Origin of the sequence: Mycolicibacter engbaekii (genome assembly GCF_002101585.1) — a bacterium.
Classification (GTDB): domain Bacteria; phylum Actinomycetota; class Actinomycetes; order Mycobacteriales; family Mycobacteriaceae; genus Mycobacterium; species Mycobacterium engbaekii.
In genome coordinates this window covers 1-24968 of the sequence record NZ_LQOT01000076.1, presented here as the reverse complement: position 1 = coordinate 24968, position 24968 = coordinate 1, and the positions used below count along the sequence as shown (strand labels likewise).

23 protein-coding genes, 1 tRNA gene and 1 other RNA gene are annotated in these 24968 nt (G+C 68.4%); 6 read left to right on the top strand and 19 right to left on the bottom strand.

The genetic code is table 11. The features are described from left to right. Window positions 1–40: 40 nt before the first annotated feature. Window positions 41–2206, bottom strand: coding sequence for an acyl-CoA dehydrogenase family protein (locus tag AWC02_RS19485; RefSeq protein ID WP_085130342.1), 2166 nt, complete (start codon window positions 2204–2206; stop codon window positions 41–43). Window positions 2207–2227: 21 nt separating this feature from the next. Beyond that, on the bottom strand, window positions 2228–2986 hold the full coding sequence (locus AWC02_RS19480; protein WP_085130765.1) for an SDR family NAD(P)-dependent oxidoreductase: 759 nt from the start codon (window positions 2984–2986) through the stop codon (window positions 2228–2230). Window positions 2987–3103: 117 nt separating this feature from the next. Between AWC02_RS19480 and AWC02_RS19475 the strand changes: the two genes are divergently transcribed. From AWC02_RS19475 to AWC02_RS19465, 3 genes are all read left to right on the top strand, one after another. Continuing rightward, window positions 3104–5371, top strand: a complete 2268-nt coding sequence (locus AWC02_RS19475) for a carbon starvation CstA family protein (RefSeq protein ID WP_085130341.1) — start codon at window positions 3104–3106, stop codon at window positions 5369–5371. Continuing rightward, window positions 5347–5541 carry a CstA-like transporter-associated (seleno)protein gene (locus tag AWC02_RS19470; RefSeq protein ID WP_085130340.1) on the top strand — a complete coding sequence of 65 codons (195 nt, stop codon included), beginning with the start codon at window positions 5347–5349 and terminating at the stop codon, window positions 5539–5541. Before AWC02_RS19475 ends, AWC02_RS19470 begins: the two co-directional genes overlap by 25 nt. 129 nt (window positions 5542–5670) lie before the next feature. After that, complete coding sequence (locus AWC02_RS19465; protein WP_109561100.1) at window positions 5671–6465, top strand: L,D-transpeptidase; 795 nt, start codon at window positions 5671–5673, stop codon at window positions 6463–6465. Here the strand turns inward: AWC02_RS19465 and AWC02_RS19460 are convergent. Further along, window positions 6455–7708, bottom strand: a complete 1254-nt coding sequence (locus AWC02_RS19460) for a cytochrome P450 (RefSeq protein ID WP_085130338.1) — start codon at window positions 7706–7708, stop codon at window positions 6455–6457. The two genes, AWC02_RS19465 and AWC02_RS19460, sit on opposite strands and share 11 nt — an antisense overlap. A gap of 363 nt (window positions 7709–8071) precedes the next feature. Here AWC02_RS19460 and AWC02_RS19455 point away from each other — a divergent pair, with 363 nt between their 5' ends. After that, window positions 8072–9052: a D-2-hydroxyacid dehydrogenase family protein gene (locus tag AWC02_RS19455; RefSeq protein ID WP_207568095.1), complete on the top strand. Its 981-nt coding sequence runs from the start codon at window positions 8072–8074 to the stop codon at window positions 9050–9052. Window positions 9053–9209: 157 nt separating this feature from the next. Here AWC02_RS19455 and AWC02_RS21430 read toward each other — a convergent pair whose 3' ends face one another. The 7 genes from AWC02_RS21430 to AWC02_RS19420 form a co-directional block, all read right to left on the bottom strand. Further along, window positions 9210–9461, bottom strand: a complete 252-nt coding sequence (locus AWC02_RS21430; protein ID WP_133055667.1) for a hypothetical protein — start codon at window positions 9459–9461, stop codon at window positions 9210–9212. Between the two features lie 486 nt (window positions 9462–9947). Then, window positions 9948–10020, bottom strand: a tRNA-Ala gene (locus AWC02_RS19445). A gap of 72 nt (window positions 10021–10092) precedes the next feature. Then, window positions 10093–10542: a GreA/GreB family elongation factor gene (locus tag AWC02_RS19440; protein WP_085130336.1), complete on the bottom strand. Its 450-nt coding sequence runs from the start codon at window positions 10540–10542 to the stop codon at window positions 10093–10095. 56 nt (window positions 10543–10598) lie between these two features. Beyond that, window positions 10599–11855, bottom strand: a complete 1257-nt coding sequence (locus AWC02_RS19435; RefSeq protein WP_085130335.1) for an NAD(P)/FAD-dependent oxidoreductase — start codon at window positions 11853–11855, stop codon at window positions 10599–10601. A 59-nt stretch (window positions 11856–11914) separates the two neighbouring features. Further along, entirely contained in the window at window positions 11915–13465 is a 1551-nt protein-coding gene (locus AWC02_RS19430; RefSeq protein ID WP_085130334.1) for a PucR family transcriptional regulator, read from the bottom strand. Further along, window positions 13347–14699: an MFS transporter gene (locus AWC02_RS19425; RefSeq protein ID WP_109561087.1), complete on the bottom strand. Its 1353-nt coding sequence runs from the start codon at window positions 14697–14699 to the stop codon at window positions 13347–13349. The genes AWC02_RS19430 and AWC02_RS19425 overlap by 119 nt, the downstream gene beginning before the upstream one ends. 94 nt (window positions 14700–14793) lie before the next feature. Continuing rightward, window positions 14794–15159 carry a DUF488 domain-containing protein gene (locus tag AWC02_RS19420; protein ID WP_085130333.1) on the bottom strand — a complete coding sequence of 122 codons (366 nt, stop codon included), beginning with the start codon at window positions 15157–15159 and terminating at the stop codon, window positions 14794–14796. Window positions 15160–15288: 129 nt separating this feature from the next. On the opposite strand from AWC02_RS19420, the gene AWC02_RS19415 reads away from it, so the two are divergent. After that, window positions 15289–16614 (top strand): PPE family protein, encoded by a 1326-nt coding sequence (locus AWC02_RS19415; RefSeq protein WP_237160547.1) that lies wholly within the window; start codon window positions 15289–15291, stop codon window positions 16612–16614. A 6-nt stretch (window positions 16615–16620) separates the two neighbouring features. Here the strand turns inward: AWC02_RS19415 and AWC02_RS19410 are convergent, their stop codons facing one another. The 3 genes from AWC02_RS19410 to ssrA all read right to left on the bottom strand — a co-directional run bounded on the left by AWC02_RS19410 (window position 16621) and on the right by ssrA (window position 19690). Then, the gene (locus AWC02_RS19410; RefSeq protein WP_085130332.1) at window positions 16621–18144 is read right to left on the bottom strand and encodes an aldehyde dehydrogenase family protein; all 1524 of its coding nucleotides are present in this window, start codon (window positions 18142–18144) and stop codon (window positions 16621–16623) included. A gap of 127 nt (window positions 18145–18271) precedes the next feature. Then, window positions 18272–19069: an SDR family NAD(P)-dependent oxidoreductase gene (locus AWC02_RS19405; RefSeq protein ID WP_085130331.1), complete on the bottom strand. Its 798-nt coding sequence runs from the start codon at window positions 19067–19069 to the stop codon at window positions 18272–18274. A gap of 232 nt (window positions 19070–19301) precedes the next feature. After that, window positions 19302–19690, bottom strand: a transfer-messenger RNA (tmRNA) gene (ssrA, locus tag AWC02_RS19400). 388 nt (window positions 19691–20078) lie between these two features. Between ssrA and AWC02_RS19395 the strand changes: the two genes are divergently transcribed. Then, on the top strand, window positions 20079–20780 hold the full coding sequence (locus AWC02_RS19395; RefSeq protein WP_237160545.1) for a DNA-binding response regulator: 702 nt from the start codon (window positions 20079–20081) through the stop codon (window positions 20778–20780). 10 nt (window positions 20781–20790) lie between these two features. On the opposite strand, the gene AWC02_RS19390 is transcribed toward AWC02_RS19395, so the two are convergent. The 6 genes from AWC02_RS19390 to ftsE form a co-directional block, all read right to left on the bottom strand. After that, a complete protein-coding gene (locus AWC02_RS19390) occupies window positions 20791–21387 on the bottom strand; it encodes a hypothetical protein (protein ID WP_085130330.1) in 597 nt (198 codons plus the stop codon). Continuing rightward, window positions 21387–21836 carry a hypothetical protein gene (locus AWC02_RS19385; RefSeq protein WP_085130329.1) on the bottom strand — a complete coding sequence of 150 codons (450 nt, stop codon included), beginning with the start codon at window positions 21834–21836 and terminating at the stop codon, window positions 21387–21389. Before AWC02_RS19385 ends, AWC02_RS19390 begins: the two co-directional genes overlap by 1 nt. Before the next feature lie 115 nt (window positions 21837–21951). Continuing rightward, complete coding sequence (locus tag AWC02_RS19380) at window positions 21952–22797, bottom strand: DMT family transporter (RefSeq protein WP_109561086.1); 846 nt, start codon at window positions 22795–22797, stop codon at window positions 21952–21954. Beyond that, on the bottom strand, window positions 22794–23294 hold the full coding sequence (gene smpB / locus AWC02_RS19375; RefSeq protein WP_046318240.1) for an SsrA-binding protein SmpB: 501 nt from the start codon (window positions 23292–23294) through the stop codon (window positions 22794–22796). The genes AWC02_RS19380 and smpB overlap by 4 nt, the downstream gene beginning before the upstream one ends. A gap of 2 nt (window positions 23295–23296) precedes the next feature. Further along, the gene (gene ftsX, locus AWC02_RS19370) at window positions 23297–24190 is read right to left on the bottom strand and encodes a permease-like cell division protein FtsX (RefSeq protein WP_085130328.1); all 894 of its coding nucleotides are present in this window, start codon (window positions 24188–24190) and stop codon (window positions 23297–23299) included. A gap of 1 nt (window position 24191) precedes the next feature. Next, window positions 24192–24881 carry a cell division ATP-binding protein FtsE gene (ftsE, locus tag AWC02_RS19365; protein WP_085130327.1) on the bottom strand — a complete coding sequence of 230 codons (690 nt, stop codon included), beginning with the start codon at window positions 24879–24881 and terminating at the stop codon, window positions 24192–24194. Window positions 24882–24968: the final 87 nt, after the last annotated feature.

Here is a 24968-nt window from a genome sequence, read left to right as displayed (position 1 = left end):
TGCCGAAGGGTGATACCCCCGGCACGCACACCGGCAAACGCTACTTGATCAGCGGATCGCGGGGCATGCCCAGAATGCGCTCCGCGATCTGGTTGCGCGTCACCTCCGAGGTGCCGCCGGCGATCGCGATACCGCGCGCTCCCATCACCATCCGGCCGGCCAGCGCACCCGGGCCGTCGTCCAGGGCCACGTCGGGACCGAGCAACGCCGCTCCGATCGCCGCCCCGTCCCCCATGTGCTCGGCCAGCTTCAGCTTGGTCACGTTGCCCTCCGGGCCCGGCCCGGCGCCGGCGATGCTGCGCGCCACCCGGCGCAGATTCAGCAGCCGCAGCGCGTGCTCGTCGGCGACGAACCGGCCGATTCGCACCTCCGCGTCGGCCACCGCCTGCCGGTGCTGCTGGGCCAGCGCGATCAGCTGCTGGTCGATCCCGGCGGTGAAGGACCCGCCCCCACCGATGCTCACCCGCTCGTTGCCCAACGTGGCCCGGGCCACCTTCCAGCCTTCGTTGACCTGTCCCACGACGTCCTCATCGGGGACGAAGACGTCGTTGAAGAACACCTCGTTGAATTCTGAGCCGCCGGTGATCTGACGCAGCGGCCGCACCTCCACACCGGGGGCGTGCATGTCGATGATCACCATGGTGATTCCGGCATGCTTGGGCACCTCGAAGTCGGTACGCACCGTGGCCAGGCCGCGCCGGCACAAGTGCGCCCCGGAGGTCCACACCTTCTGGCCGGTGATCTTCCAGCCGCCCTCGACCCGGGTCGCCTTGGTCTTGACCGCGGCGGCATCCGAGCCGGCGCCGGGCTCGGAGAACAGCTGGCACCAGATCTCCTCCTGGCGCAGCGCCTTCTCCACGAATCGCTCGATCTGCCAGTCGGTGCCCTGCTGGATCAGGGTCAGGATCACCCAACCGGTGATCGAGTAGTCGGGCCGCGTAATACCGGCGGCGCTGAACTCCTGCTCGATCACCAGCTGCTCGATGGCGTCGGCTGCCCTGCCCCACGGCTTGGGCCAGTGCGGCATCACGTAGCCGGTCGCGATCAGCCGATCCAGCTGCTCGTCGGCGCTCAGCGCCGCGATCTCGGCGGCGTCGGCCTGGATGCGCGTGCGCAGCTCCTCGGCCTCGGGCGGCAGGTCCAGGCTGTTGGAACGGGTGATGCCGGCTGCGGCGCTGTCGAAGACCGCCTGGGCCGGGGCATCGCCGCCGAACAGCGCCTGCACGGTCAGGGCGCGGCGCAACTGCAGGTGGGCGTCGTGCTCCCAGGTGTATCCGATACCACCGTGCACCTGGATGTTGAGTTCGGCGTTGCGCACGTAGGCGGGGAACGCCAGCGTGGCGGCGACCGCGGCGGCCAACCGGAAGGCGAACTCGTCCTCGCCGTCGGCACGCGCGGCATCCCACACCGCGGCGGTCGCCGACTCTGCGGCGACCAGCATGTTGGCGCAATGGTGCTTGATCGCCTGGAAGGTGGCGATGGTGCGACCGAACTGCTCGCGCACCTTGGCGTACTCGACGGCCGAGTCGGTGCAGTCGCCGGCGCCGCCGACCGCCTCAGCCGCCAACAGCAGCCGGGCTCGCGCGAGCGCAGACTCGCGCCCACCGGCGAGCGTGTCATCGGCACTGACCCCCACACCGGTCAGCGTCACCCGTCCGGACCGGCGGGTCGGGTCCAGGTTGCCCGGCACGTCGACGTTGACTCCCGCCCGATCCCGCTCGAGCACCAGCACGTCCTCGCCGGCCGCGACCAGCAGCAGGTCGGCCAGGCCCGCGCCCAGCACGACCCCCGCGTCACCGGAGGCCACCCCGCCGTCCAGGACGACGTCACCGGCCAGCCCCACCCCGGCGGTGACGGAGCCGTCGATCAGCCCCGGGAGCAGACGCGCCTGCTGCTCGGGGGTACCGGCCGCGGCGATCACCGCCGACGCGATGACGGTCGGGACGAATGGTCCCGGAGCCACCGCGCGGCCGAGCTCCTCGATCACCACCACCAATTCGGGCAGCCCGAAGCCCGAGCCGCCGTACTCCTCACCGATGTGCAGGCCCAGCCAGCCCAGCGCGGCAAGTTCGCTCCAGAACGGCGGCAGTGCCTCGTCGTCGGCGTCCAACAGTGCACGCGCGGCCGAGCGGGCCTTCTGCGCGGTCAAGAAACCGCGGGCCACCTCGGCCAGTTCGCGGTGGTCGTCGGTTACTCCAATTCCCATGGGAAGTCTCCTGGTCTTCGTTTACTTGGGGGCGAAACGCTGGCCGGCGTCCAGGCGCAGGCACTGGCCGTTGAGCATCGGGTTGTCGACGACAGCGGCAACCAGCTTCGCGAACTCCTCCGGGCGGCCCAGGCGCTTGGGGAACGCCGCGTCCTTGGTCAGGGCCGTGGCGAACTCCTCCGGAATGCCCTTGGTCAGGCCGGTGGCGAACAGGCTCGGCGCGATCGCCAGTGCCCGAATGCCCACCGAACCGAGGTCGCGCGCCATGGTCAGGGCCATACCGGCGACGCCCGCCTTGGCGGCGGTGTAGGCGACCTGGCCGATCTGCCCCTCGAAGGCGGCGATGGACGCCGTGTTGATGATGACGCCGCGTTCGTCGTCTTCGGGTTCGTTGGTGCTCATGTGTGCCGCGGCCAGCCGGTTGATGTTGAAGGTGGCGATCAGGTTCAGGTCGATCACCGCGCGGAAGGACTCCAGGTCGTGCGGGCCGGACTTGGACAAGGTGCGCTTGGCAATACCGCCGCCGGCGGTGGTGACGATGACGTGCAGCCCGCCCAGGCCCTCGACCGCCGCGGCCAGGGTCTGCTCGGTGCCGTCGAAGTCGGTGATGTCCACCGGGTAGAAGGTCCCACCGAACCCGTCCGCGACCTGTTTGCCCTCCGAGCCCTCGCGGTCGAGGATCGCCACGTCGGCTCCCCGGGAGGCCAGCAGCTCCGCGGAGGCACGCCCCATGCCGGAGGCGCCGCCGACGATGATGGCCTTCTTGCCGTTGATGTCCATGTACACCCCTTCAGACGGTTACCGAAAATCTAGTAGTTGAGAATCTAGGACAAGCTATCGTTCCGCTCGGAAACCGCTGCCCCTCGGGCATCGCTAGAAGGCCCCCAGGAGGTACAAGTGGCCGCACCGACCGCGCCGGAGATTGTGGAACGACGCGACGGGCCGGTCACCTATGTGCATACCGACCCGGAGCTGCCCCCGGTCGCGGTCATCGACCGCTCACCGATCTCGGCACGCCACAAACTGGTGTTCGGCGGGCTCGCCGTCGCAGGAGCCGTGGCGTGGGCAACGATCGCGTTCGCCCGGGGCGAGCAGGTGAACGCCGTGTGGTTCGTGGTCGCCGCGGTGTGCACCTATATCATCGGATTCCGTTTCTACGCAAGGCTTATCGAACACCGCATCGTGCGCCCGCGCGATGACCACGCCACCCCCGCTGAGATATTCGAGGACGGCACCGACTATCTGCCGACCGACCGCCGGGTGCTCTTCGGCCATCATTTCGCCGCAATCGCCGGGGCGGGCCCCCTGGTGGGCCCGGTGCTGGCCACCCAGATGGGCTACCTTCCGGGCGCCATCTGGATCGTGATCGGCGCGGTGGTGGCCGGCTGTGTGCAGGACTACCTGGTGTTGTGGTGCTCGGTGCGCAGACGGGGCCGGTCACTGGGCCAGATGGCCCGCGAGGAACTCGGCCCGGTCGGCGGCGCCGCCGCAATCATCGGGGTGCTGGTCATCATGGTGATCCTGATCGCGGTCCTGGCCCTGATCGTGGTCCGGGCATTGGCGGTCAGTCCCTGGGGCGTGTTCTCCATCGCCATGACGATTCCCATCGCCCTGTTCATGGGGTTCTACCTGCGGTTCCTGCGACCAGGCCGGGTTTCCGAAGTCTCCGTGATCGGGATCGTCGCCCTGCTGGGCGCTGTCGCCGCGGGCAAGTGGGTCGCCGACACCTCCTGGGGCACAGCATGGTTCACGTTGTCGCCGGTGACGTTGTCCTGGTGCATCATCGGCTACGGCTTCGCCGCCTCGGTGCTGCCGGTGTGGATGCTCCTCGCCCCGCGCGACTACCTGTCGACCTTCATGAAGGTCGGCACGATCGCGCTGCTGGCGGTCGGCATCGTGATCGCCCACCCGGTGATGGCCGCTCCGGCCATCTCCGAGTTCGCCCGCACCGGCGACGGGCCGGTGTTCGCCGGTTCGCTGTTTCCGTTCCTGTTCATCACCATCGCCTGCGGCGCGTTGTCCGGATTCCACTCGCTGATCGCCTCCGGCACCACCCCCAAGCTGCTGGAAAAAGAGAGCCAGATGCGCCTGATCGGCTACGGCGGCATGCTCACCGAGTCTTTCGTGGCGGTGATGGCGCTGATCACCGCGTCGGTTCTGGACCAGCATCTGTTCTTCACCCTCAACGCACCGGTCGCCGCAACCGGCGGTACCGCCTCGAGCGCGGCCGCCTACGTCAACGGGCTGGGTCTGAGCGGGGCGCCGGTGACCGGCGAACAGATCGCCGATGCCGCCGCCGCCGTCGGTGAACAGTCCGTCGTCTCGCGCACCGGTGGTGCCCCGACCCTGGCCCTGGGGATGGCCGACGTGCTGGGTCGGGTGTTCGGCGGGCCGGGCCTCAAGGCCTTCTGGTACCACTTCGCGATCATGTTCGAGGCCCTGTTCATCCTGACCACCGTCGACGCCGGAACCCGGGTGGCACGGTTCATGCTCGCCGACGCGCTGAGCAACCTGGGCGGACCCCTGCGCCGGCTGGCGAACCCGAGTTGGCGGATCGGGGCGTGGGCGTGCAGCCTGGCCGTGGTCGCCGGCTGGGGTTCGATCCTGTTGATGGGCGTTACCGACCCGCTCGGCGGGATCAACACCCTGTTCCCGCTGTTCGGTATCGCCAATCAGTTGCTGGCGGCCATCGCGCTGACCGTCGTCACCGTGATCGTGATCAAGAAGAGCCGGGGCAGCTTTAGTCTGAAATGGGCTCTGGTGCCGGGCATTCCACTGCTGTGGGATCTGACGGTAACCATGACGGCATCGTGGCAGAAGATCTTCTCCGGAGACCCCCGAGTGGGTTACTGGACGCAGCACTTCGCCTACCGGGCCGCCGAGCGGGCCGGCGAGACATCGTTCGGATCGGCGGCCAACCCCGAACAACTCCATGACGTGGTGCGCAACACCTTCATCCAGGGCACGTTGTCGATTGTGTTCGCCGTCCTGGTGGCAGTGGTGGTGATCGCTGCAATCGTGGTGTCGCTGCGGGCGATTCGCGGTGCAGCGTCGACCGCCGAACCGCCACCGGTGCCGTCGCAGCGGTTCGCCCCGGCCGGACTGATCCCCACGGCCGCCGAGCGGGAGGTGCAGGCGCAATGGGACGCCCGTTCCGCGGGTTAGTGCGTGCCGCCCGCCACATCGGCTGGTACTGGTCATCGCTGTTGGGCGACGACCATTACCGTCGCTACCTGGAGTACCGGCACCGCGCGCATCCCGGCGAACCGGTGCTCTCCGAGCGCGACTACTGGCGGCGCCGCCACGACGCCAGTCCCGAGGCGCGTTGCTGCTGATCCCACCGTGTCCAAACCTTAATGAAGCCTTGACCGTCTCGTGGGCATGTGCTCACGGACTATCGGCACGAACCTCCCTAGCATCAACGGCGATAACCCAAGTCAGAAGATGGGGAAGGTATGCCGACGATGTGGACATCCGTGCGCTCTGCAATGGTGGTGATCGGGGTTGCGGTCACAACGCTCGTGACGCCCGGACTGAGTTCAGCGGCCGCCACGCAGCCCCCCGTCACCGGGATTGCCTCGATCCAGCCGGCGTCGGGTGCTGTCGTCGGCGTCGCGCACCCGGTCGTGGTGACGTTCTCCGCACCGGTGAGCGACCGAAGCGCCGCCGAGCGCAGCATCGCGGTGCGGTCCAACCCGCCGATGACCGGAAGCTTCGACTGGGTCGATGACACCGAGGTGCAGTGGATCCCCGACCGCTACTGGCCGGCGCACAGCACCGTGGCGCTGTCGGTGGGCAAGCGATCCGTCGACTTCAGCACGCGCGCAAAGGTGGTGGGGGTGGCCAGCATCTCGGCACACACCTTCACCGTGACCGTCGACGGCGAGGACGCCGGCCCGCTGCCCACCCCGCACCACCGCCCGCACTGGGGCGAGGACGGGGTGCTGCCCGCCACCATGGGCAAGACCGAATACGAGACGCCGACAGGCAACTACACCGTGCTGGCCAAGGACCGCAAGGTCGTGATGGACTCCAGCAGCGTCGGCATCCCGATCGACTCCGCCGAGGGCTACCGCTTCGAGGTCGAGCACGCGGTACGGATCACCCGGCGTGGGCTCTATGTCCACTCCGCGCCCTGGGCACTGCGTTCGCTGGGACTGGAGAACGTCAGCCACGGCTGCATCGGGCTGAGCCCCACCGACGCGGAGTGGTACTTCGACCGGGTCAACATCGGCGACCCGGTGATCATCACGGAGTGATCCCGCCGAATGCCACCGGCATGACATCGATCCCGTTGATCCACGGCAGAACCGACCGGGACGGGCGACCAAGCCGGCGGATGTCGGGAACGATGTCGGCCAGGGCGCCGAAGATCAGGTCGATCTGCATCCGGGCGAGGTTCGCACCAATACAGTAGTGCGCGCCCGGTGCCCCGAAACCCAAGTGGGGGTTGGGGCTTCGCAGGATGTCGAAGGTGAACGGGTGGTCGAAGACCTCCTCGTCGTAGTTGGCCGAGCCGTAGAACATGCCGACCCGCTGCCCCTTGCCGATGAGTACCCCGCCGAGTTCGGCGTGGCGCAGTGCGGTGCGCTGAAAGGAGATGACGGGCGTCGCCCAGCGGACCACTTCGTCGGCCATGGTGGCGGGCCGCTGCTCCACGAACAGCCGCCATTGATCCGGGTGGTCGAAGAATGCCAGCATCCCCTGCGAGGTGGCGTTGCGGGTGGTCTCGTTACCGGCCACCATCAGCATCATCACGTAATAGCCGAATTCCAGCGGGGTCAGCTGTTCACCGTCGATGGTCGCGGTCACCAGGGCGGTCGCGATGTCGTCCCGCGGGTGAGCCTTGCGATCTTCGGCCATCTGGTAGGCGTATCCCAAAAGTTCGGCGGAGGCCTGGATTCCGTCGTCCCCGGCGTCCGCGTCGCCGTTGCCGCCTCCCACCAGACGATTGCTCCAGTCGAAGACCTGCTGGCGCTCGGCGGAGGGAACGCCGATCAGCTCGCAGATGGTCGCCAGTGGCAGTTGCGAGGCGACGTCGGTGACGAAGTCGCCGGTGCTGCGCTCAGCGGCCGCCGAAACGATTTCGCGGGCCTGCCGGTCCAGTGCGGACCGCATACCGGCGACCACCCGGGGCGTGAACCCGCGCGAGACGATCCTGCGCAGCTTGGCGTGCTTGGGTCCGTCCAGGAACAACATGATGTTGTCGCGGCTTGCGTCGTGCAGTTCTTGATTGGTGGTGGTGTTGGTGCGGATCAGGGAGCTGTTCTCGTGCGAGGAGAAGACCTCGTCCTGCAGCGATACCGCCCGAACATCGGCGTGCCTGGTGACCACCCAGTAGCCCTCGTCGGGGTAGCCGGAGGCGCCGAACGGCTGCGCGTTCCACCAGATCGGTTCACAACGGCGCAGCAGCGCGAACTCCTCATGCGGAACCCGCTCGCCGATGAGGCCGGGATCGGTGAAGTCGAACCCCTCCGGCAACAGGCCCTGGGTCTCGGTCATCGCGCTCCCTCTCGCTCTCGCCTACCGGCGTCTGGCCGGCCCGAACGTTCACCGCCGGTGACGCAGCCCGGTGCGGGGGTACCGAAAAAGACCGGCGCACAGTGCCCGCCGCTCGGGCTGGTCACGGTGGCAGCCGCCGCTCAGCGGCGCGCGAGCACAGAGGCGTGGCGCACAGACGCGCTCACGCGACAGCCCCGTGGGCGGGACCGGGACGACGCCCTGCAGCGCAATGTCAACGCCGCCGACGGTCGGGTGCTGCACGCCATGGCCCCCTTCCCGCAGAGGCGATCGTATGCCACCGATCATGGGGAGGTAGCTGATTCAGGCAAGCCGTGGCATGGCTGCTCTGGCACACTCAGGGCGATGCGTTCTGACCTGCCCGCCGGGACACCGCCGCTGCGCATCGCGGTGCTCGATGACTACCAGGGCATCGCCGAAACCGTGGACTGGTCGCCCATCCCGCGTCCCGTCACGCTGCTGGCGATCCGGGAGCACATCAGCTCCGATGCCGAACTCGCCGCCCGCCTGGCCGACTGCGAGGTGGTGGTGGCGATGCGGGAACGGACGCCGATCGGAGCCGGGCTGCTGGCCCGGCTGCCCACGTTGAAGTTGCTGATGACCACCGGCGCATTCAACGCCGCCATCGACGTGGCCGCCGCCCACCGCCTGGGGGTCACCGTGTGCGGCACCGGCGGCACCATCGCGCCGACAGTGGAACTCACCTGGGCATTGATCCACGCCCTGCAGCGTCATCTGATCGTCGAGGACGCGGCACTGCGGGCCGGGCGGTGGCAGCAGACCGTCGGCGCCGATCTCGCCGGCGCGACGCTGGGGCTGGTGGGCCTGGGCCGTATCGGCCGGCGGGTCGCGGCGGTGGGCCGCGCCTATGGCATGCGCGTGACGGCGTGGAGCCCGCACCTGACGCCCGAGCGCGCCGCCGCGGCGCAGGCGGAGCTGGTCAGCCGGCGCACCCTGTTCGAGACCGCCGACGTGGTGTCGCTGCACCTGGTGCTCTCCGATTCGACCCGCCGGCTGGTGGGCCGGAGGGAACTGGCCGCGATGAAGCCCAGCGCAATCCTGATCAACACGTCCCGGGGCGGGTTGGTCGATGAGGATGCGCTGATCGACGCGCTGCGCACGGCCCGCATCCGTGGTGCCGGCCTCGACGTCTACGACCGGGAGCCGCTGCCGGCCGATCACCCGCTGACCGGCCTGGGCAACACCGTGCTGACGCCGCATCTGGGTTATGTGACCGAGAACTGCATGGACATCTTCTATCGCGATATCGTCGATGGAATCGCCGGTTATTGCCTAGGCGAACCGCGGCGGCTGATAAATCCGTGATGCCCGCCGCACCAAATTCGATTAAGGCCATTCGGTAACATTTCAGCGGCACTCGGATAACTTTTGCACAAAGAGCCGGCTTCGCGCCTGCTCTCACCTTTCCGCAAAATGAAAAAAGGTCCGCGAGCAGTTGCTCGCGGACCTTTATCCAGTCGTGCTATTTCGTGCCGCCCGCCAAACCGATGGGAGCGCTGATGGCATCCGTCATCAGACCCGCGATGGGACTGGCCGCGGCCGCTCCAGCCGGGCCCGGCGCCACCAGCGGCACGGGCGCAGGCAATCCGGGCACCACCGGTATCGGGGCGATCGGAATCGGGGCCACCGGCCCGGGCAGCCCCATCGGCACAGGCCCGGCCAGATGGGTCAGGTCGGCCGCAGACGGCCCACAGGGCACCTCCGTGCCGGACACCAGCGTCGTATCCGCGGGCCCGGGCGCTGCGCCCGCGATACCCGGCGCCGCGCCGACCGGGCCGGCAATGGGAACCGCGCCCGCGACCGGGGCCGCAACAGGGGCCGCGCCGTCAGCCGAAGACAGAGCGACGACACCGCCCGCACACACCGGTCCCCCCAGAGGCAGGGACCTGACGGGAACAGCCCCCGCCTGACCACTGACAATTACTGCGCCCGCATAAAAGCCGATTCCGGCGAATATCGCCTTGCTGAGTCTCCCGAGGCTCTTCACGCAAAACTCCGATGATTAGTATCCAGCCCCCCCGGACACGCAATCTGATGATTGCAAAAAGAACCGTATCACACGCGTGTAAGTAGCCGGGCCGGCCAATGAATTCGTTACCGATCCGATGCGGACCGACCACCGGGACTCTCGTCTGCCGGATATGGCGTCGCAATTTCTGCGCTAACGGCGCACAGCGACCGGAAAACCCCTCAAAATGAGTGGAGCTAAGGGGACTCGAACCCCTGACCCCCACACTGCCAGTGTGGTGCGCTACCAGCTGCGCCATAGCCCCGCGTTGTCGTGCTCATCGAAGCTACACCACAGCCGCACCAAGGTTCAAAACGCCCACCCTTCCGGCCTGATTTCAGGCCGGATGCTGGGTCTGATGCAGCCCGTAGGGCACCGCGTCGAGCAGCGTCACCGTCACGCTGGCACCGCTGGGCACCTGATAGGTGCGCTGCTCCCCCGGCCGGGCGCCGGTGATCGCCATGCCCAGCGGCGACTGCGGCGAATAGACCTCAAGCCCATCCTGGTCGTCGTCGCGCACCCCCAGCAGGAAGGTCTCGGTTTCGCCGTCGCTGTAGCGGACCGTCAGCACCATGCCCGGCTCGGCGACCCCGTCATCGGGCGGGTCCTCACCGACGACCGCCACCGCCAGCAGGTCGTGGATCTGGTGGATCCGGGCCTGGCGGGCCTGCTGTTCGTCGATGTCGACGTTGCCCGAATCCCCTTGCAGGGCGGACAGTTCCGCCAACTCGGCCAGCAGCCGTTCCTTGGTCTGCGGTGTCATCCAGACACCGTTCGAATCAGTCATCGACAGTTCTCCTTTACCACAGCATTTGATTTCCGAGCCCGCCAACCCCGACTGGGTCAGCGCAACGGATCCAGGTCACGCAACACGGCGGACTGTTTGCCGGTTGTGATCTGCTCAGCCAACAGCCGGCCCGTCACCGGGCCGTGCGTCATGCCCCACATACCGTGCCCACCGGCGACGTAGACGCTGCGCGGGCACACCTCCCCGACCACCGGCCGCCCGTCGGGGCTGACCGGCCGGGGCCCCACCCACACGTCGGTGCGTTCGTCCCAGCGGACGCCGTCGAGCAGGGGTCCGGCGGCAGCGACGATCGCTTCGACGCGGGCCGGCACGACCGGGGAGTCGGGATCGCCGAACTCCATGGTGCCGGCAACCCGAAGACGGGCGTTCAACGGCGTGCAGGCCACCCGCGCATCGGGCAGATAGATCGGCCCGGTGACCGGCTTGTCGACCGGCACGGAAAACGAGTAGCCGCGTCCAGCCCGCACGGGCACCCGGACCCATCGCGCCGCCAGCCGTGACAGCCACGCCCCGCTCGCGATCACCGCGGCCCCGGCCGTCAGCGTCGTGCCGTCCCGGGCGGTCACGGTCACGGCGTCACCGCTGGGCGACACGTCGGTGACGTCGAGCACATGCAGGGCAGCGCCGCGTTCGACCACCGCGCGGCCCAGAGCGGACACGAATCGCCCCGGGTCGAGGAAGCGCTGACCGTCGATCTGCACCCCGGCGGCGACCGCCGAGGAGGCCAGCGGCACCCGTTCAGCCAGCGCCGCACCGGTCAGTTCGGTGCTGAACACCGGCTGACCGGCCTCGGAGAACCGGCGCAGTTCGTCCAGCCACCGCTCGGCATCTGCCGAGGTACGGAATATCGCGGTGAACGGCGCATCGGTGACCGGTGCGTCGACCCCGTTGGCCAGCAGGACGTCGTAGGCCTCGATGCACTCCGCGCTCAGCGGCGCGTTCGCCCGCACCGCTCGGCGCCACGCCGCCGGGCGGCTGTTCATGGCGAAGCGCCCCAAAAACGCCCACAGTGCCGGTCCGGAGTTCAGCGGTACCTGCAGCGCCGCGGTCCGACTGAACAGGGACCGCAGCCCGAAGCGCAGGTTGGCCGGTTCGTTGAGCGGAATGGCCAGTGCCGGGGAGATCCAGCCGGCGTTGCCCCACGAGGAGCCGGCCGCAACGCCGACCCGATCCACCAGGGTGACCTCGACGCCGCGTTCCTGCAGAAACCAGGCGACGGACAACCCGACGATGCCGGCACCCACCACGATCACCGACCGTGGCGCACCGTCGATCCGGTTGGCCGCATCCATTACTCCATGATGCGACGGCCATCACCCGCCCGGTTTGACCGATTCGCACAACAGCGGTCTTAGAGTTTGTCGAATTCCGACATGCCACCGGCGGCGAGCTCGATCATCGCCGCGAACCGCGTGCGGGGATTCTCCAGGCCCAGCGGCGTGACTTCCGCCATCTTGCGCAGCCGGTAGCGCACCGTGTTTTCGTGCACACCCAGCTGTTCGGCGGCCCGCGCCGAATCACCCTGGGCGTCCAGCCAGGCCCGCAGCGTTGCCACGTACGGGGTGTTGTGGGTGGCGTCGTGCTGGCCCAGCGCCGCGACCGGCCCGCGGGTCGGCACCCGCCCGGCCCGTGCCGCGGTGTGCAGGCGGCGCAGCACGATCTCGTCCCAGGATTCGTCGTAGGCCGGCGGCACGCCCTGCGGCGGCCCCGCTTCGTGCAGCGCCAGGCATTCCTGCGCCTCGCGGCGAGCAGCGGCCAGCTCGGCGGCCGTGGCGACCGCACTGATACCGGCCAGCACCCTGGCATTGGGCGGCAGGACCCCGGCCAGGCCACGCACCCACTGGCGGGCCACCTCGGCGTCTTCGGCCGGCAGCAGCGTGTAGACGGTGTCGGCGGCCAGGGCGCTACGCCCCGGACGCGACCAGCCGAATCCGGTGGTGACCGCCTCGAACGCCAAGAGCAGCCCGGCGTGCGGTTGCGTGGCGAGGCGCGTGTGCACGGCGATCACCCGCAGCGGCGCCTGCGGCAGCCCCAGTCTGGCCACCAGGGCAACCGCATCGGCGGGGTCGGTTCCGCCGTCGAGGAGCCGGGACACCCAGTCCGATTCGACCTGCCGCTCCAGATCCGCGCTGGCGCGCGACCGCAGCAGGTGCAGGGCGACGGTACGGGCGCCGTCGGACAGGGCGATCAGGCGCTCACCGCACAGGGGAGCCGGAGTGGCCACCCAGACCGCACCCAGCAGTTCCCGGCCGGCGCGCACCGCCACCACCATCCGGCCGGTCAAACCGTGCGAGGGATCGGCAGCGACGAACAGCGGCTCGTCGTGCATTTCCAGATGCGTCAGAACGCCACGCTGCGCGAACAACGCGCGCACCGCCTCGGACTCCTGGCGGTTCAAGATGGTCGCCGAGCGCGCGGGGTCGGCATGCCGCTGGCCGCGGGAGTAGGCCAGCAGCCGGCCCGACTCGTCCTCGATGGTGACGGCACCGGCCACCGCTTCGGCGAGGCTGTCGGCGACGGCGAACAGGTCGGTGGGGCCGCGACCCGATTCGGTCTCCCGGCCTTCGAGCACCAGCCCGTAGACCACCGCGGCCAGCTCGCTCCAGGACACCGCCGCGTCGACCACCAGCACCGCCAGCGCTTCGCCCTCCGCGACGAAGGCGGTCTTGTCCTCGACGTCGCGCACCAGCACCGCGGAGGACTTGGCCGCCACCGCCCAGCGCACCGCCTCTTTTACCGAGCGGGCACCGACGGCCAGCAGGACGTCACCGACGACGACCCGCTCACCGCTCACCTCGTGCATCACCACACTGCTCAGCGATGTCGTCCTCGGAATGGAGCAGAACCTCAGCCGAACCCCGTAGCTGCCCACCACGTTGACCAGCCGGTCCAGTGTCACCATCAGCCGAGCCTAGCCACGCGGCGTCCGCGACCCCGCCGATCGGCTCGCTGGCCCGGGTCTCGGGCGCCCACACCCACGTCACCGCCGCCACCAGCAGCACCCCACCGCTGATCGCGAAACCCCATTCGAAGGACAGCCGCTCGGCGATCTGGCCGACCGCGAGCGAACCCACGATCGAGCCGAGGTCGGCCATCATCTGATAGGTCGCCACCGCGGTGCCCGCCCGGGCCTGGTTGCCGACGAGGTCGGAGATGACCGCCTGCTGCGGGGAGCCGTAGATGCCCGACGCCACCCCGGTCAGGTATGCCACCACCAGGAACACCGCCAGCGACGCGCTGGCGCCCAGCAGGACAGTCGTCACGCCGGACGCCGCCAGCCCGATCATCAGCAGGCCCCGACGCCCGATCCGGTCGGAGAGCTGACCGCTGGGAAGCACCGCACAAACGTTGCCGACGCCCACCGTGGCCAGCGCCAGACCCGCGAAGGCCGGTCCCCGGTCCAAGACCTCGGTGATGAACAACGGCAGCAGCGCGACCCGTAAACCGAACACCGACCAGCCGGTGGCGAAGTTCGACAACAGCGCAGAACGGTAGGCACGGTTGCCCAGCGCCGCCCGCACCGACACCGTGGGCCCGGTGGACTCCGCCGGTTCGGCCAGATGCGAGTGGCGCAGGCTGACGAACACGCCGGTGGCCGTCACCAGCAGCACCGAACCGTAGAACAGGAATGGGGCGTTGAGGCCGAATCCCGCGGTCAGGCTGCCCAGCACCGGCCCGCCCACGGTGCCGAGCAGAAATGCGGTGGCGAACATGCCAGCGACCCGGCCGCGCGCGTCCTCGGGACTGATCCGGATCATCAGACCCACCGCGGCGATGAAGAACATGGTCGATCCGACGCCGCCGAGCGCGCGGAAGAACAGCAGCTGCCAGTAGGTCTGGACGAAGGCGCAGGCCATGGTGGAGACCGACACGATCAGCAGGCCGGCCACGTAGACCTCGCGCTCGCCGCGGCGTTGCACCAACAGACCGCTGACCGGGGCGAAGATCAGGCGCGTCAGCGCGAACGCCGTGATGAGGAAGGTCGTCGCGGAGATGCTCACCCCGAAATGACGGGCATAGACCGGCAATACCGGCGACACCACCCCGTAGCCCAGCGCGATCAGCACGTTGGCGCCGAGCAGCACCCAGATCTCCCGCTGCAGCCGCGCATCAGCGGCCGGAGAGTCGGAAGTCACCCGCTAACTTTAGTCACCCGGCTCATCGCGGCCCCGGGAGGCCGAAGATCGGCAACGCCCGCACGAGCGGGCACCCTGGTCGTTGGGTCCGGCATCACTGCCGGGACAGCACCTTGGCCAGGACGGCGGCCTGGCTGCCGTCGAGGTCTCGGGTAGCCGTCACCAGGGTCGCGGTCTTATGCCCGCGGGCCAATGCGCGCAGGCCGGCCAGCGCGGTGGCGCCGGCCTCGGTCTGCAGTTCGGCCTCATAACGGGTGACGAACTCCTCGAAGCGCTCGGGCCGGTGGTCGTACCACTTGCGCAACGCGGTTGACGGCGCGACATCTTTGAACCAGTGCCCCACCCGCGGATCGTCCCTGCGCAGCCCGCGGGGCCACACCCGGTCCACGAGAATCCGTTGACCGTCCTCAGCGTGGACGTCGTCGTAGACCCGGGCAACCCGGAATGTGGTGGAACCCATACCCCAGGCTATCGCCGCCGGCGGCGCAGGTCAGCCGCCTTTTCCACCACCCACGAGTCGCATCAAAGTTAGGTTAGCCATTACTATCCCCTCGATACTGATCAGTCTGCTCGTCGAAGTTGGTCTGCCGTGCACAGTTGGATCGCGTCTCCACCGGAGACGCATTCCGCGCTGCTGAGCGCCGGGCCCGGCCCCGCTGCCCTGCTGGCAGCCGCTGGCGCCTGGTCCGCACTGAGCACCGAGTACGCTGCCGCCGCCACCGAACTGATCGCCGTGCTCAGCGGCGTCCGGTCAACGGCCTGGCAGGGCCCCAGCGCAGACAGCTATGCCTCGGCCCACGCGCCCTATCTGCAGTGGCTGACGCGGGCCAGCATCGACAGTGCGCGCGCCGCAGCCCAACACGAGGTCGCCGCTGCCGCCTACAGCACCGCCCTGGCCGCCATGCCCACCTTGGCGGAACTGGCGCTCAACCACACCGTCCACGGCATGCTGACCGCCACGAACTTCTTTGGCATCAACACCATCCCGATCGCACTCAATGAGGCCGACTACGCCCGCATGTGGGTGCAGGCCGCCACCGTCATGGGAACCTATGAAGCGGTGTCCGACGCCGCCCTGTCATCGCTACCGCAAACGAGCCCGGCACCGCCGATATTGGTCGCCGACACCAGCGCAGGCGGCGGAGACGACGAGCCGACAGATCCGATCGACGAAGCCAATCGCTGGTTCTGGTTCTGGTTCTGGAACATCGTCATCTGGTCGAGCGTCCTGCATCTGATAACGATTGCGGTGCGGATCCCGATCTTCCTCCCGCTGTTCATCTCCGCCATCAACGACTACATCGCGTCGATGCAGGCAGAACCCGAGCCGGTCATCGAGGAGCCGGCCCGCCAGCCCACCGCTGTGCCGCCCCCGATCGTGGCACGGCCTGCCCACAAGCCGGCTGCCGTCGCCGTCGGCATGGGGCCTGGTATCGCCGGCTCGGCGGGAACCTCCACCGGCCCGGCCGGTGCGACGACCAGCGGGCCCGCAGTACCGGTAAGCGGCGCCGAAGCGTTGGGCTATCTGGTGAGCGGGGGCCACGCCGAGGGCTTCGGCCCCACGCTGACCGACCGAGACCAGTCTTCCGCTGCGGCCGGCGTGTCGGCGGCGGTGTCAGCGCGCGCACCGGCGGCTCGCGCGCCGCTCCGGGCGCGGCGGCGCCGCCGCGCTCAGATGACGGAATTCGCCGATGCCACCATGACACTGGATGGCGCCGACGGCGGAGCGCCCGACGATGCGACGGCACCCGCCTGCTCGGCATCCGGTGCCGGACCGCTGGGGTTCACCGGGACAGCGCAACGACGCGACGCCCAGGCAACGGGGCTGGCCCGGTTGACGGGCAACACGTTCGACGCCGGCCCTGAAATGCCGCTACTTCCCGAGACCTGGGATCACCGACCCGATCAGCGGTAGCCGCGGCTAACTGTTGCGCGGCCGCAGCCCGAACCGCCGCCGCCCACGCGCCGAGAACGCACGCATGACGGCCAGCGCAATCCCCATCCGGCGCTTGGAAGCCGGGTACCACAACAGTTCGGACTTCTGAGTGGGAACCCGTGGCGCCGTAATCGCCTGCTGCCGGCAGTATTTGATGATCCCGGCGGCGCCCCCAGCCCGGTAGCCGATACCGGACTGTTTCCAGCCGCCCATCGGCAGCCCGGGGCAGAACACGTTGACCAAGGCATCGTTGATGTTGACCGCGCCGACTTCCAGCCGGCGCGCCAACCGCTGCCCGCGGCGTTTGTCTGCCGTCCACACCGTGGCCGACAGTCCGTACGGCGAGTCATTGGCCAACCGGACGGCCTCGTTCTCGTCGGCGACCTTGATCACCGGCAGGGTCGGGCCGAACGTCTCCTCGGCCATGCACGACATCTGCGGGTCCACGTCGGCGAGCACGGTCGGGGCGAAGTAGGTGCCCACTCCGGTGGGCTTGCCGCCGGCGAGCACCCGCGCGCCGGCCGCGGTCGCCTCCTCGACGTGCCGCGACACGATGTCGCGCTGCGCCGCGGTGGCCATGGCACCGGTGTCGCCGTCGTGGCCCTGCTGCATCCCGCCTACCCGGGCGGCCAGCTTGGCGACGAACTCGTCATAGACGGGCGCTTCGACGTACACCCGCTCCACCGACACGCATACCTGTCCGGAGTTGAACATGCCGCCCCAGGCAATGCCGTTGGCGGCGCGTTCGAGATCGGCGTCGGACAGCACGATCGCCGGGTCCTTGCCGCCGAGCTCGAGGCCGTAGGGAATCAGCCGCTCGGCGCACGCCACCGCTACCTTGCGTCCGGTGGCCGTCGACCCGGTGAACTGCAGGAAGTCGGCATGCTCGATCAGCGCCTGGCCGGTCTCCCCGTAACCGGTGGCCAGGCCCAGCACCGGCGGGGCACCGATCTCGGTCCAGCCGCGCACGAACTCGACCGCCGACAGCGGTGTCACCTCGGAGGGCTTGAGCAGCACCGCCGCACCGGCGGCCAGCGCCGGCGGCACGTCAAGGCCGGGCATGGCGAACGGGAAGTTCCACGGCGTGATGACGCCGACCAACGGATACGGGCGGTAGGCGGTGGTGAAGCGCTTCACCTGATAGACCGGGCTGTGCGCCTTGGGGTGCCGGTCGGCGAGAAACTCCTTGGCGTGGGTGGCCCAGTAGTTGATGGCGTCGCTGGTGGCCACGGCCTCCAGGCTGGCGTCGACGTAGGACTTTCCGGTCTCCGAGATCAGCACATCGGTGATGTGGTCGGCGTGGTCGAGAATCCATTCCTGCCACGCCAGCATCCAGCGCTTGCGGCCCGCCGGACCGAGTTCCTCCCATTCCGGTTGCGCCGCAACGAGTTGGGCGGCCTTGGCTGCCACCGTCTCGGGGCCATCGACAGGCACCGTGCCCGCTACCGCGCCGGTGGCGGGGTTGTGCACGGTGATCAGCGACTCATTCCTGGACTGCACGGCGGTCATTTGGGGCTCCCGATCTCGGTCCTGCGAGGAAGCTGTGACCTCGCCGTAGGTGATGGTCAGTTGCTGCCTGGGAATTGTCAAGGTCAATCAGCGGCGGACGTTGCCCGAGGGCCGGCGGGCACTGTCGCTATTGCGCGAGGTATCCCCCGTCGACGGGCAGCACGGCGCCGGTGATGAAGGAGGCGTCGTCGGAAGCGAGGAAGACGATGGCACTGGCAACTTCGGCCGGTTCGCCGATACGGCCCATCGGGTGCATGCGTTCGACTGCCGCCAAATAGGCTGAGCCCCCCGGCTCCTCCGGGAAGCACCTGACCCGTTCGGTGCGAATCGTCCCGGGGGCAACGGCGTTGACTCTGATCCCCCGGTCGGCCCACTCGACCGCCAAATGCTTGGTCAACCCGCTGGCGATGAACTTGGCGGGTCCGTAGGCCGCCTGCCGCTTCTGCCCGGCCAGTCCCGAGATCGACGAGAGACAGACGATCGCGCCACCACCGGTCGGCAGCATCGCCTCGATTGCGAATTTGCACGTGAGGAACATGCCGCGGCCATCGATGGCCATGACACTGTCCCAGTCGGCGGCGCTCACCTCCTGCGCATCGCCGAGCGGGATGATGCCGGCGTTGGCGACCAGCACGTCGAGCCGTCCGAAGCGGTCGACCGCCGCCCTGATCATCGCCTCCGCGTCGGTCTGGACCGAGACGTCGCCGATGACTGTCTCCACCTCCGCACCGGATTGCCGCAGTTCCTCGGCGAGCGCCCGCAGCGGCTCGGCTTGGATGTCGGTCAGGACCAGACGCGCACCTTCGCGGGCGAAGAGCACGGCGGTGGCCCGGCCGATGCCGAAGGCTGCCCCGGTGATCACCGCCGACTTTCCGGGGAGCCGCCCTTGGGGGCTTTGGGATCCTGGGGGTCCGCTTTCCGTCATCTGCGCATCATCGGCGGTCGCCCCTGCCCCTACTTGTCTGTGCGCCGCGCAGTTCAACGCGACAGCTCGCGATCGAGGTCTCGCCACCGGGCGCGACGCGAACAGGATAAGTCTGAGCGGGTGATTTCCCGGCGCATTCGCCACTGAAGGAAGCAAGCGCCCGGTACCCCGGGTTGAAGTCCCGCTGAAACGGGGACGGGCCAGGACTTGTTGGTCCTGGCCCGTTCCGTTTGGGTGGAGCTGCCGGGAATCGAACCCGGGTCCTACGGCATTCCCTCAAGACTTCTCCGTGCGCAGTTCGCTATGCCTCTACTTGGATCTCCCGGTCACGCGAACAAGCCGAGATGACGATCCCAGTCGCTGTTGGTGTCCCGATACATCCCGCGACCGGACGTATCGGTGGATCCCTCTAGTCGATGCCAGGGTCCGGGCCGAGGGAGCTCCCGGTCTGACAGGCCCGCCTCGCTTAGGCAGCGAGGGCGAAGTCGCTCTGAAGAGCGACCTTAGCCGGCGTAAGTGCCTTGGCGCTTACTTGTTTACAGCGACGCTTAACGGTGGTCTCCTGCCTGCACCGGCACGCTTCCCTTGATTCGACACACGCAGTCGAAACCTTTCAGCCCCCTGTCCCTATCTCTGACGCCCCACCACTTCAGTGGGACAACCCATCGTACCGGCCTACAACGACAGGACACGACCATTTCTTCCCGGTGCCGGGGCGCCGTGGCGCAGGCCCCCTGGGAGCGGCCGACCGACCCGTGGCCGAAGGGGCCATGGGTCCATCGGACGGGGGCTGGCCGGCACCGACTGGGACTACCGGAACCCTCGCCGAGCCCGCATAACGGTGCACGGCGGTAGACAACATCTGTACTTTTGACCCGGATCATCAAAACTTGTCAACCAGAAAGTTGATAACTATTCTCGGAGTGTCGACGCGCGAAGCGGACGCGCGTCCACTGAAGTGTTCATCAGCTCGCCCAGTGGGCGGAGAAACCAGGGGGGCCAGGCAGGCTTGACCGGGGAACTCGAGGCCAACGCGACCGATTCCTGCGTCGGCTCATCCGCTATCACGGTCGCCGTCATCGACAGCCATGATGTCGTCCACGCCGGCATCGGTGCGTGGTGCGCACAGGCCGATCCGGCGATCGACATCCTGGGTAGTTTTCACAGCACCACGGAGATGCTCGCGCGCTACCCCAACATTCCCAACGAGATCGACGTCGTGATTTTCGACGTGTTCATCGACGGCGATCGGCCGGCCTTCGAGGCCCTGCGCGCCATGTGCCAGGCGGGACAGCGGGTGATCGTCTACTCCCAGCTGTCGACCGATGAAGTGATCCTGACCTGCCTGGACGTCGGTGCGGTCACTTATCTGGTGAAGACCGAAGGGCAGCGGCACCTCATCGACGCCATCCAGGCGGCACACACGTCCGAGCCCTACGTCGGGCCCCAGATGGCCAAGGCACTGGCGAGCGACCAGACCTCAGGACGCACCAACCTCTCCGACCGCGAGAAGGAGGTGCTGATCACCTGGTTCCAGACCGAGAGCAAGGAACTGGTCGCCAGCCGGCTACACATCGCTCCGACCACGGTCCGCACCCACCTCCAGCGGGCCCGGGCCAAGTACGCGGCGGTGGGCAGGCCCGCACCCACCAAAGCGGCGTTGCTGGCCCGAGCCGTCGAAGACGGCGTCTTGAGCCTGGGCGACCTGTGATCCGGCCGGCTCAGGCGCCCGCGGCGGCCAGCGCCCGGGTCAGCGGGCCGCGGTCCCATGATTCGCGATCGCTGCTGTTAGCCAACACCACGGTTTGCTGATCCGTCCCGTCTCCGTAGACGATCACGCATGCATACGACGATGCGTCGTCGATGCCGGACAGCAGGCGCCCGTCGCGCGTCTGTTCGGCGAGCTCGGTGATGGTCCCGAGCACATCGTCGCCCTCAGCCTGCCGGAACCCGTGCACGCCGTCGGCTGTCGCCGAGTCGATCCACCAGATGCCCGCCACCGGCACCGCCGTGATCGACGCTCCGGCCATGGTCTGGACCGCCTCAACTGGGGCCAGATAGGCGCCGATCCGGCGAGGTGCACGCAGAAACGTCTGGATGACGGCGGCCACGCCCGGATGGGCCCGGTAACCGAGCTCGGGGTCTGCGGCAATGATTCCGCGGGCGGCCAGCGATCGAAGCCCCCGTACCGCGGCCTTGGTGAGTTCGTCGGACGTCGCGGCCACGGTGGCCAGTCCCGTCGGCCAGGCCCGCCCCAGCATGGCGGCCAGCGCGACGACCTCGTCGTCGGTGAGCATCATCGCCTGGGCGCCAAGCATCAGCTGCCCGTCGCGGGGAAACAGAATTTCGAGATCAATTTGGGCAGACGCCGCCGCATCCCATCGCCCGAGATCGGGAACGCGGCGTCGGCCGCGGCGGCGGCAAGAATGAAGTCGGCGTTGGCGAAATCGCTGACAACGCCGCCCCACCGAGTGGCCGCCTCACGGTCGAGGTAGCTGCTCGTGGTACCGAATGCCGCCGCACCGATCGCCGTACCGATGCCGATCGGCCACAGCGACGTCTGCCCGCCGGGATCCTGATATGCATCAAACGGACTCGGGAACTCCCAGGACGCTGAGGCACCGCTGCGGTCGCTACACAGTGCCGCCGTACCGCTGGCCTTGCGGCCCGGACCCCGCCTGCCGGGGACCGGCGGGGCGCCCGACGGTGTAACACGGCGCCGCAAAGCACGCAGCTGATCGACACCTGCGCCGACGGGCCCGAGCATAGGTCCCCTCCGGTCATCCGCTCCATGCTCGCCGCAGTTGGCGATCACGTCTGACGCTAACAACCCAAGCCGATCTGGCCCGTCACCCGAACGTATGAATCTGTGCGCGCTTTCGCTATCGGGCCGTGATCATCGCTATCGAGACCACTGCTGCTGCCATGCCCAGCAGCTGGCCGTAGTGCACCCGCTCGCGCAGCACCACAATGGCCAGTACCACGGTCACGGCCGGGAACAGCGCTATCAGCACGCTGACCGACGACAGCTCCGATCCCCGCAGCGCCAGCAGCATCGCGATATTGGCCGCCGCGTCCGACAGACCTGCCAGCAGCGCCAATCGCAGCGGCCTGCCGGTGGGCAATCCCCATTCGCCCGCTCCGCCCGCCGCGGTGAGCACCAGCACCGCGGCCGCCACCCGCGCAAACGCCAGCGGCCACAGGCCGGAATCCGCTGGAGCCTGGTGGATGAACACGAAGTCCAGTCCGAACATCACGCCGGCGCCAACGGTGAGCCAGGCCACCTTGCGGGTGAACCGGTGCGGCCGGACGTCCTCATCGGTGGCCTGCCGGCTCACCAGGGCCACCGCCACCAGCGCCAGCGCGATACCGCCGTAGGCCACCGGCCCGGGCCGCTCCCCCAGCGTCAAGCCGACCACGACCGGAACCGCGGCGGTGAGGACCGCCGAGATCGGCGACACCACCGAGATAGGTCCCGCGCCCAAAGCGGCGTAGAACCACCAGCCGCCCAGCCCCAGCGCGATGCCCGAAGCCGTGCCCCAGCCGACCGCACCCGGGGGAATCGGGCCGCCCACCGCGACGGCGAGCGTGCCCAGGACCACCAGCGCCACCGGGTAGGACACCAGGACCACCCGCAGGGCGGGGACGCGACGTGCGGCGAGGCCGCCGGCGAAATCGCTGACCCCGAAACCGGCCGCTGACATCAGCGCCAGGACGGCGCCGGTCACATGCCCTTGGCCCGCCGGCCCAGCGCCCGGGTGACCTCGCGTTGCGCATCACGACGGGCGAGGTCCTGGCGCTTGTCGTGGGCCTGCTTACCGCGGGCCAGCGCCAGTTCGACCTTGACTTTGCCCTCGTTGAAGTACACCGACAAGGGCACCAGGGTGAGATTGCCGTCGCGGATCTTGCCGATCAGCATGTCGATCTGACGCCGGTGCAGCAGCAGTTTGCGGGTGCGGCGCGGATCGTGGTTGGTCCAGGTGCCGTGCTGGTACTCGGGTATGTGCATATTGCGCAGCCACACCTCGCCGTCGTCGACGGTGGCGAACGCGTCGACCAGGGAGGCCTGACCGGCCCGCAGGCTCTTCACCTCCGTGCCGACCAGCGCTACTCCGGCCTCGTACACGTCGAGGATCGCATAGTTGTGCCGCGCCTTGCGATTCGACGCGACAATCTGCTTCCCCGGCTGCTTCTTGCGGCCCTTGTCCGCCGACTTCTTCGCCACCGCTACCGCCGGACGTACAGCCGAAGCGTCACGTATGCCGTCGCTCCGGCCATCGCCGCGCCCAGTACCAACAGAATCGGCGAGATGTAAAGGATGTCGGCGTAGTCGATACGCGCGATCAGATGCGCTTGATAGAACTGGCTGAGCGCATTGTCGAGGAACAGTGCGCGCACCACTATCAGGCCCACGATCGCAATGATGACGCCCACCGTGGCAGCCAATACCGCCTCGACCAGGAATGGCAGCTGGGTGTACCAGCGGCTGGCACCGACCAGGCGCATGATGGAAACCTCGGTGCGGCGGGTGTAGGCGGCCACTTGAACCATGTTGGCGATCAACAACACGGCCCCCACCGCCTGCACCAGGGCAACCGCAAACGCGACACTGCTCAGGCCGTCGAGCACGGCAAACAGTCGATCGATCAGTTTCTTCTGGTTCAAGACGCTGAGCACACCCGGCTGGCCCAGCATCGCGGCGTCGAAATCCTTGCTCTGCTCCGGGTTTTCGAGCTTGACGATGAACGAGGCCGGGAAGGAGTCCTTGCTGGCCACGTCCTTGAACTCGGGAAACTTGCGGATCGCGTCGGCGTAGGCGTCGTCGGAGTTCAGATACCGCACCGACTTCACCTCGTCGCGTTGCTCGATCTGCTCCCGCAGCGCCTTGCATGCCTGGCCGTCGCAGTTGGGGTCGTCGGCAGCGACGTCAGGGTCGAGGAACACCTGCGACTCCACCCGGTCTAGGTAGATGGCGCGCGACTGGTCGGCCAGGCGCACCACCAGCAGGCCGCCGCCGAACAGGCCGATCGAGATCGCGGTGGTGAGGATCATCGCCACCGTCATGGTGATATTGCGGCGCAGGCCGGTGACGACCTCGTTGAACAGAAAGCCGAAGCGCACGTCAGCGGTCCATCCCGTAGACGCCGCGCTGTTCGTCGCGCACCAGACGCCCCAGCGAGAGCTCGACCACCCGCTGGCGCATCGAGTCGACGATGTGGTGGTCGTGAGTCGCCATCAGCACCGTCGTTCCCGTGCGGTTGATCCGCTCCAGCAGGTCCATGATGTCCTCACTTGTCTCCGGGTCCAGGTTGCCCGTCGGCTCATCGGCCAACAGCACCAGCGGCCGGTTGACGAAGGCCCGCGCGATCGCGACGCGCTGCTGCTCACCGCCGGACAACTCACCGGGCAGCCGGTTGGCCTTTCCGGACAGCCCGACCATCTCCAGGACCTCCGGGACGACCCGGTTGATCATCTCCGGCTTCTTGCCGATGACCTCCAGCGCGAACGCGACGTTTTCGAACACCGTCTTTTGCTGCAACAACCGGAAGTCCTGGAAAACGCATCCGAGAACCTGGCGCAGGCTGGGGATATGGCGGCCGGCCAGCTTGTTGACGTGAAATTTCGAGACCTGAATGTCGCCCGACGTGGGCGTCTCCTCGGCCAGCAGCAGTCGCATGAACGTGGACTTGCCCGAGCCGGACGGGCCGATCAGGAACACGAACTCGCCCTTGTCGATCTTGACGTTGATGTCATCGAGCGCCGGACGGGCCGACGCTTTGTACTGCTTGGTGACATGGTCGAGCGTGATCATCACGGCACGCAGTTTAGCCCTGCGGAGCGACCGGACCGGGCGGGGACGCGGGTATGGCCGGGCCGGGCGCTCCGCAGGGCTAAACTG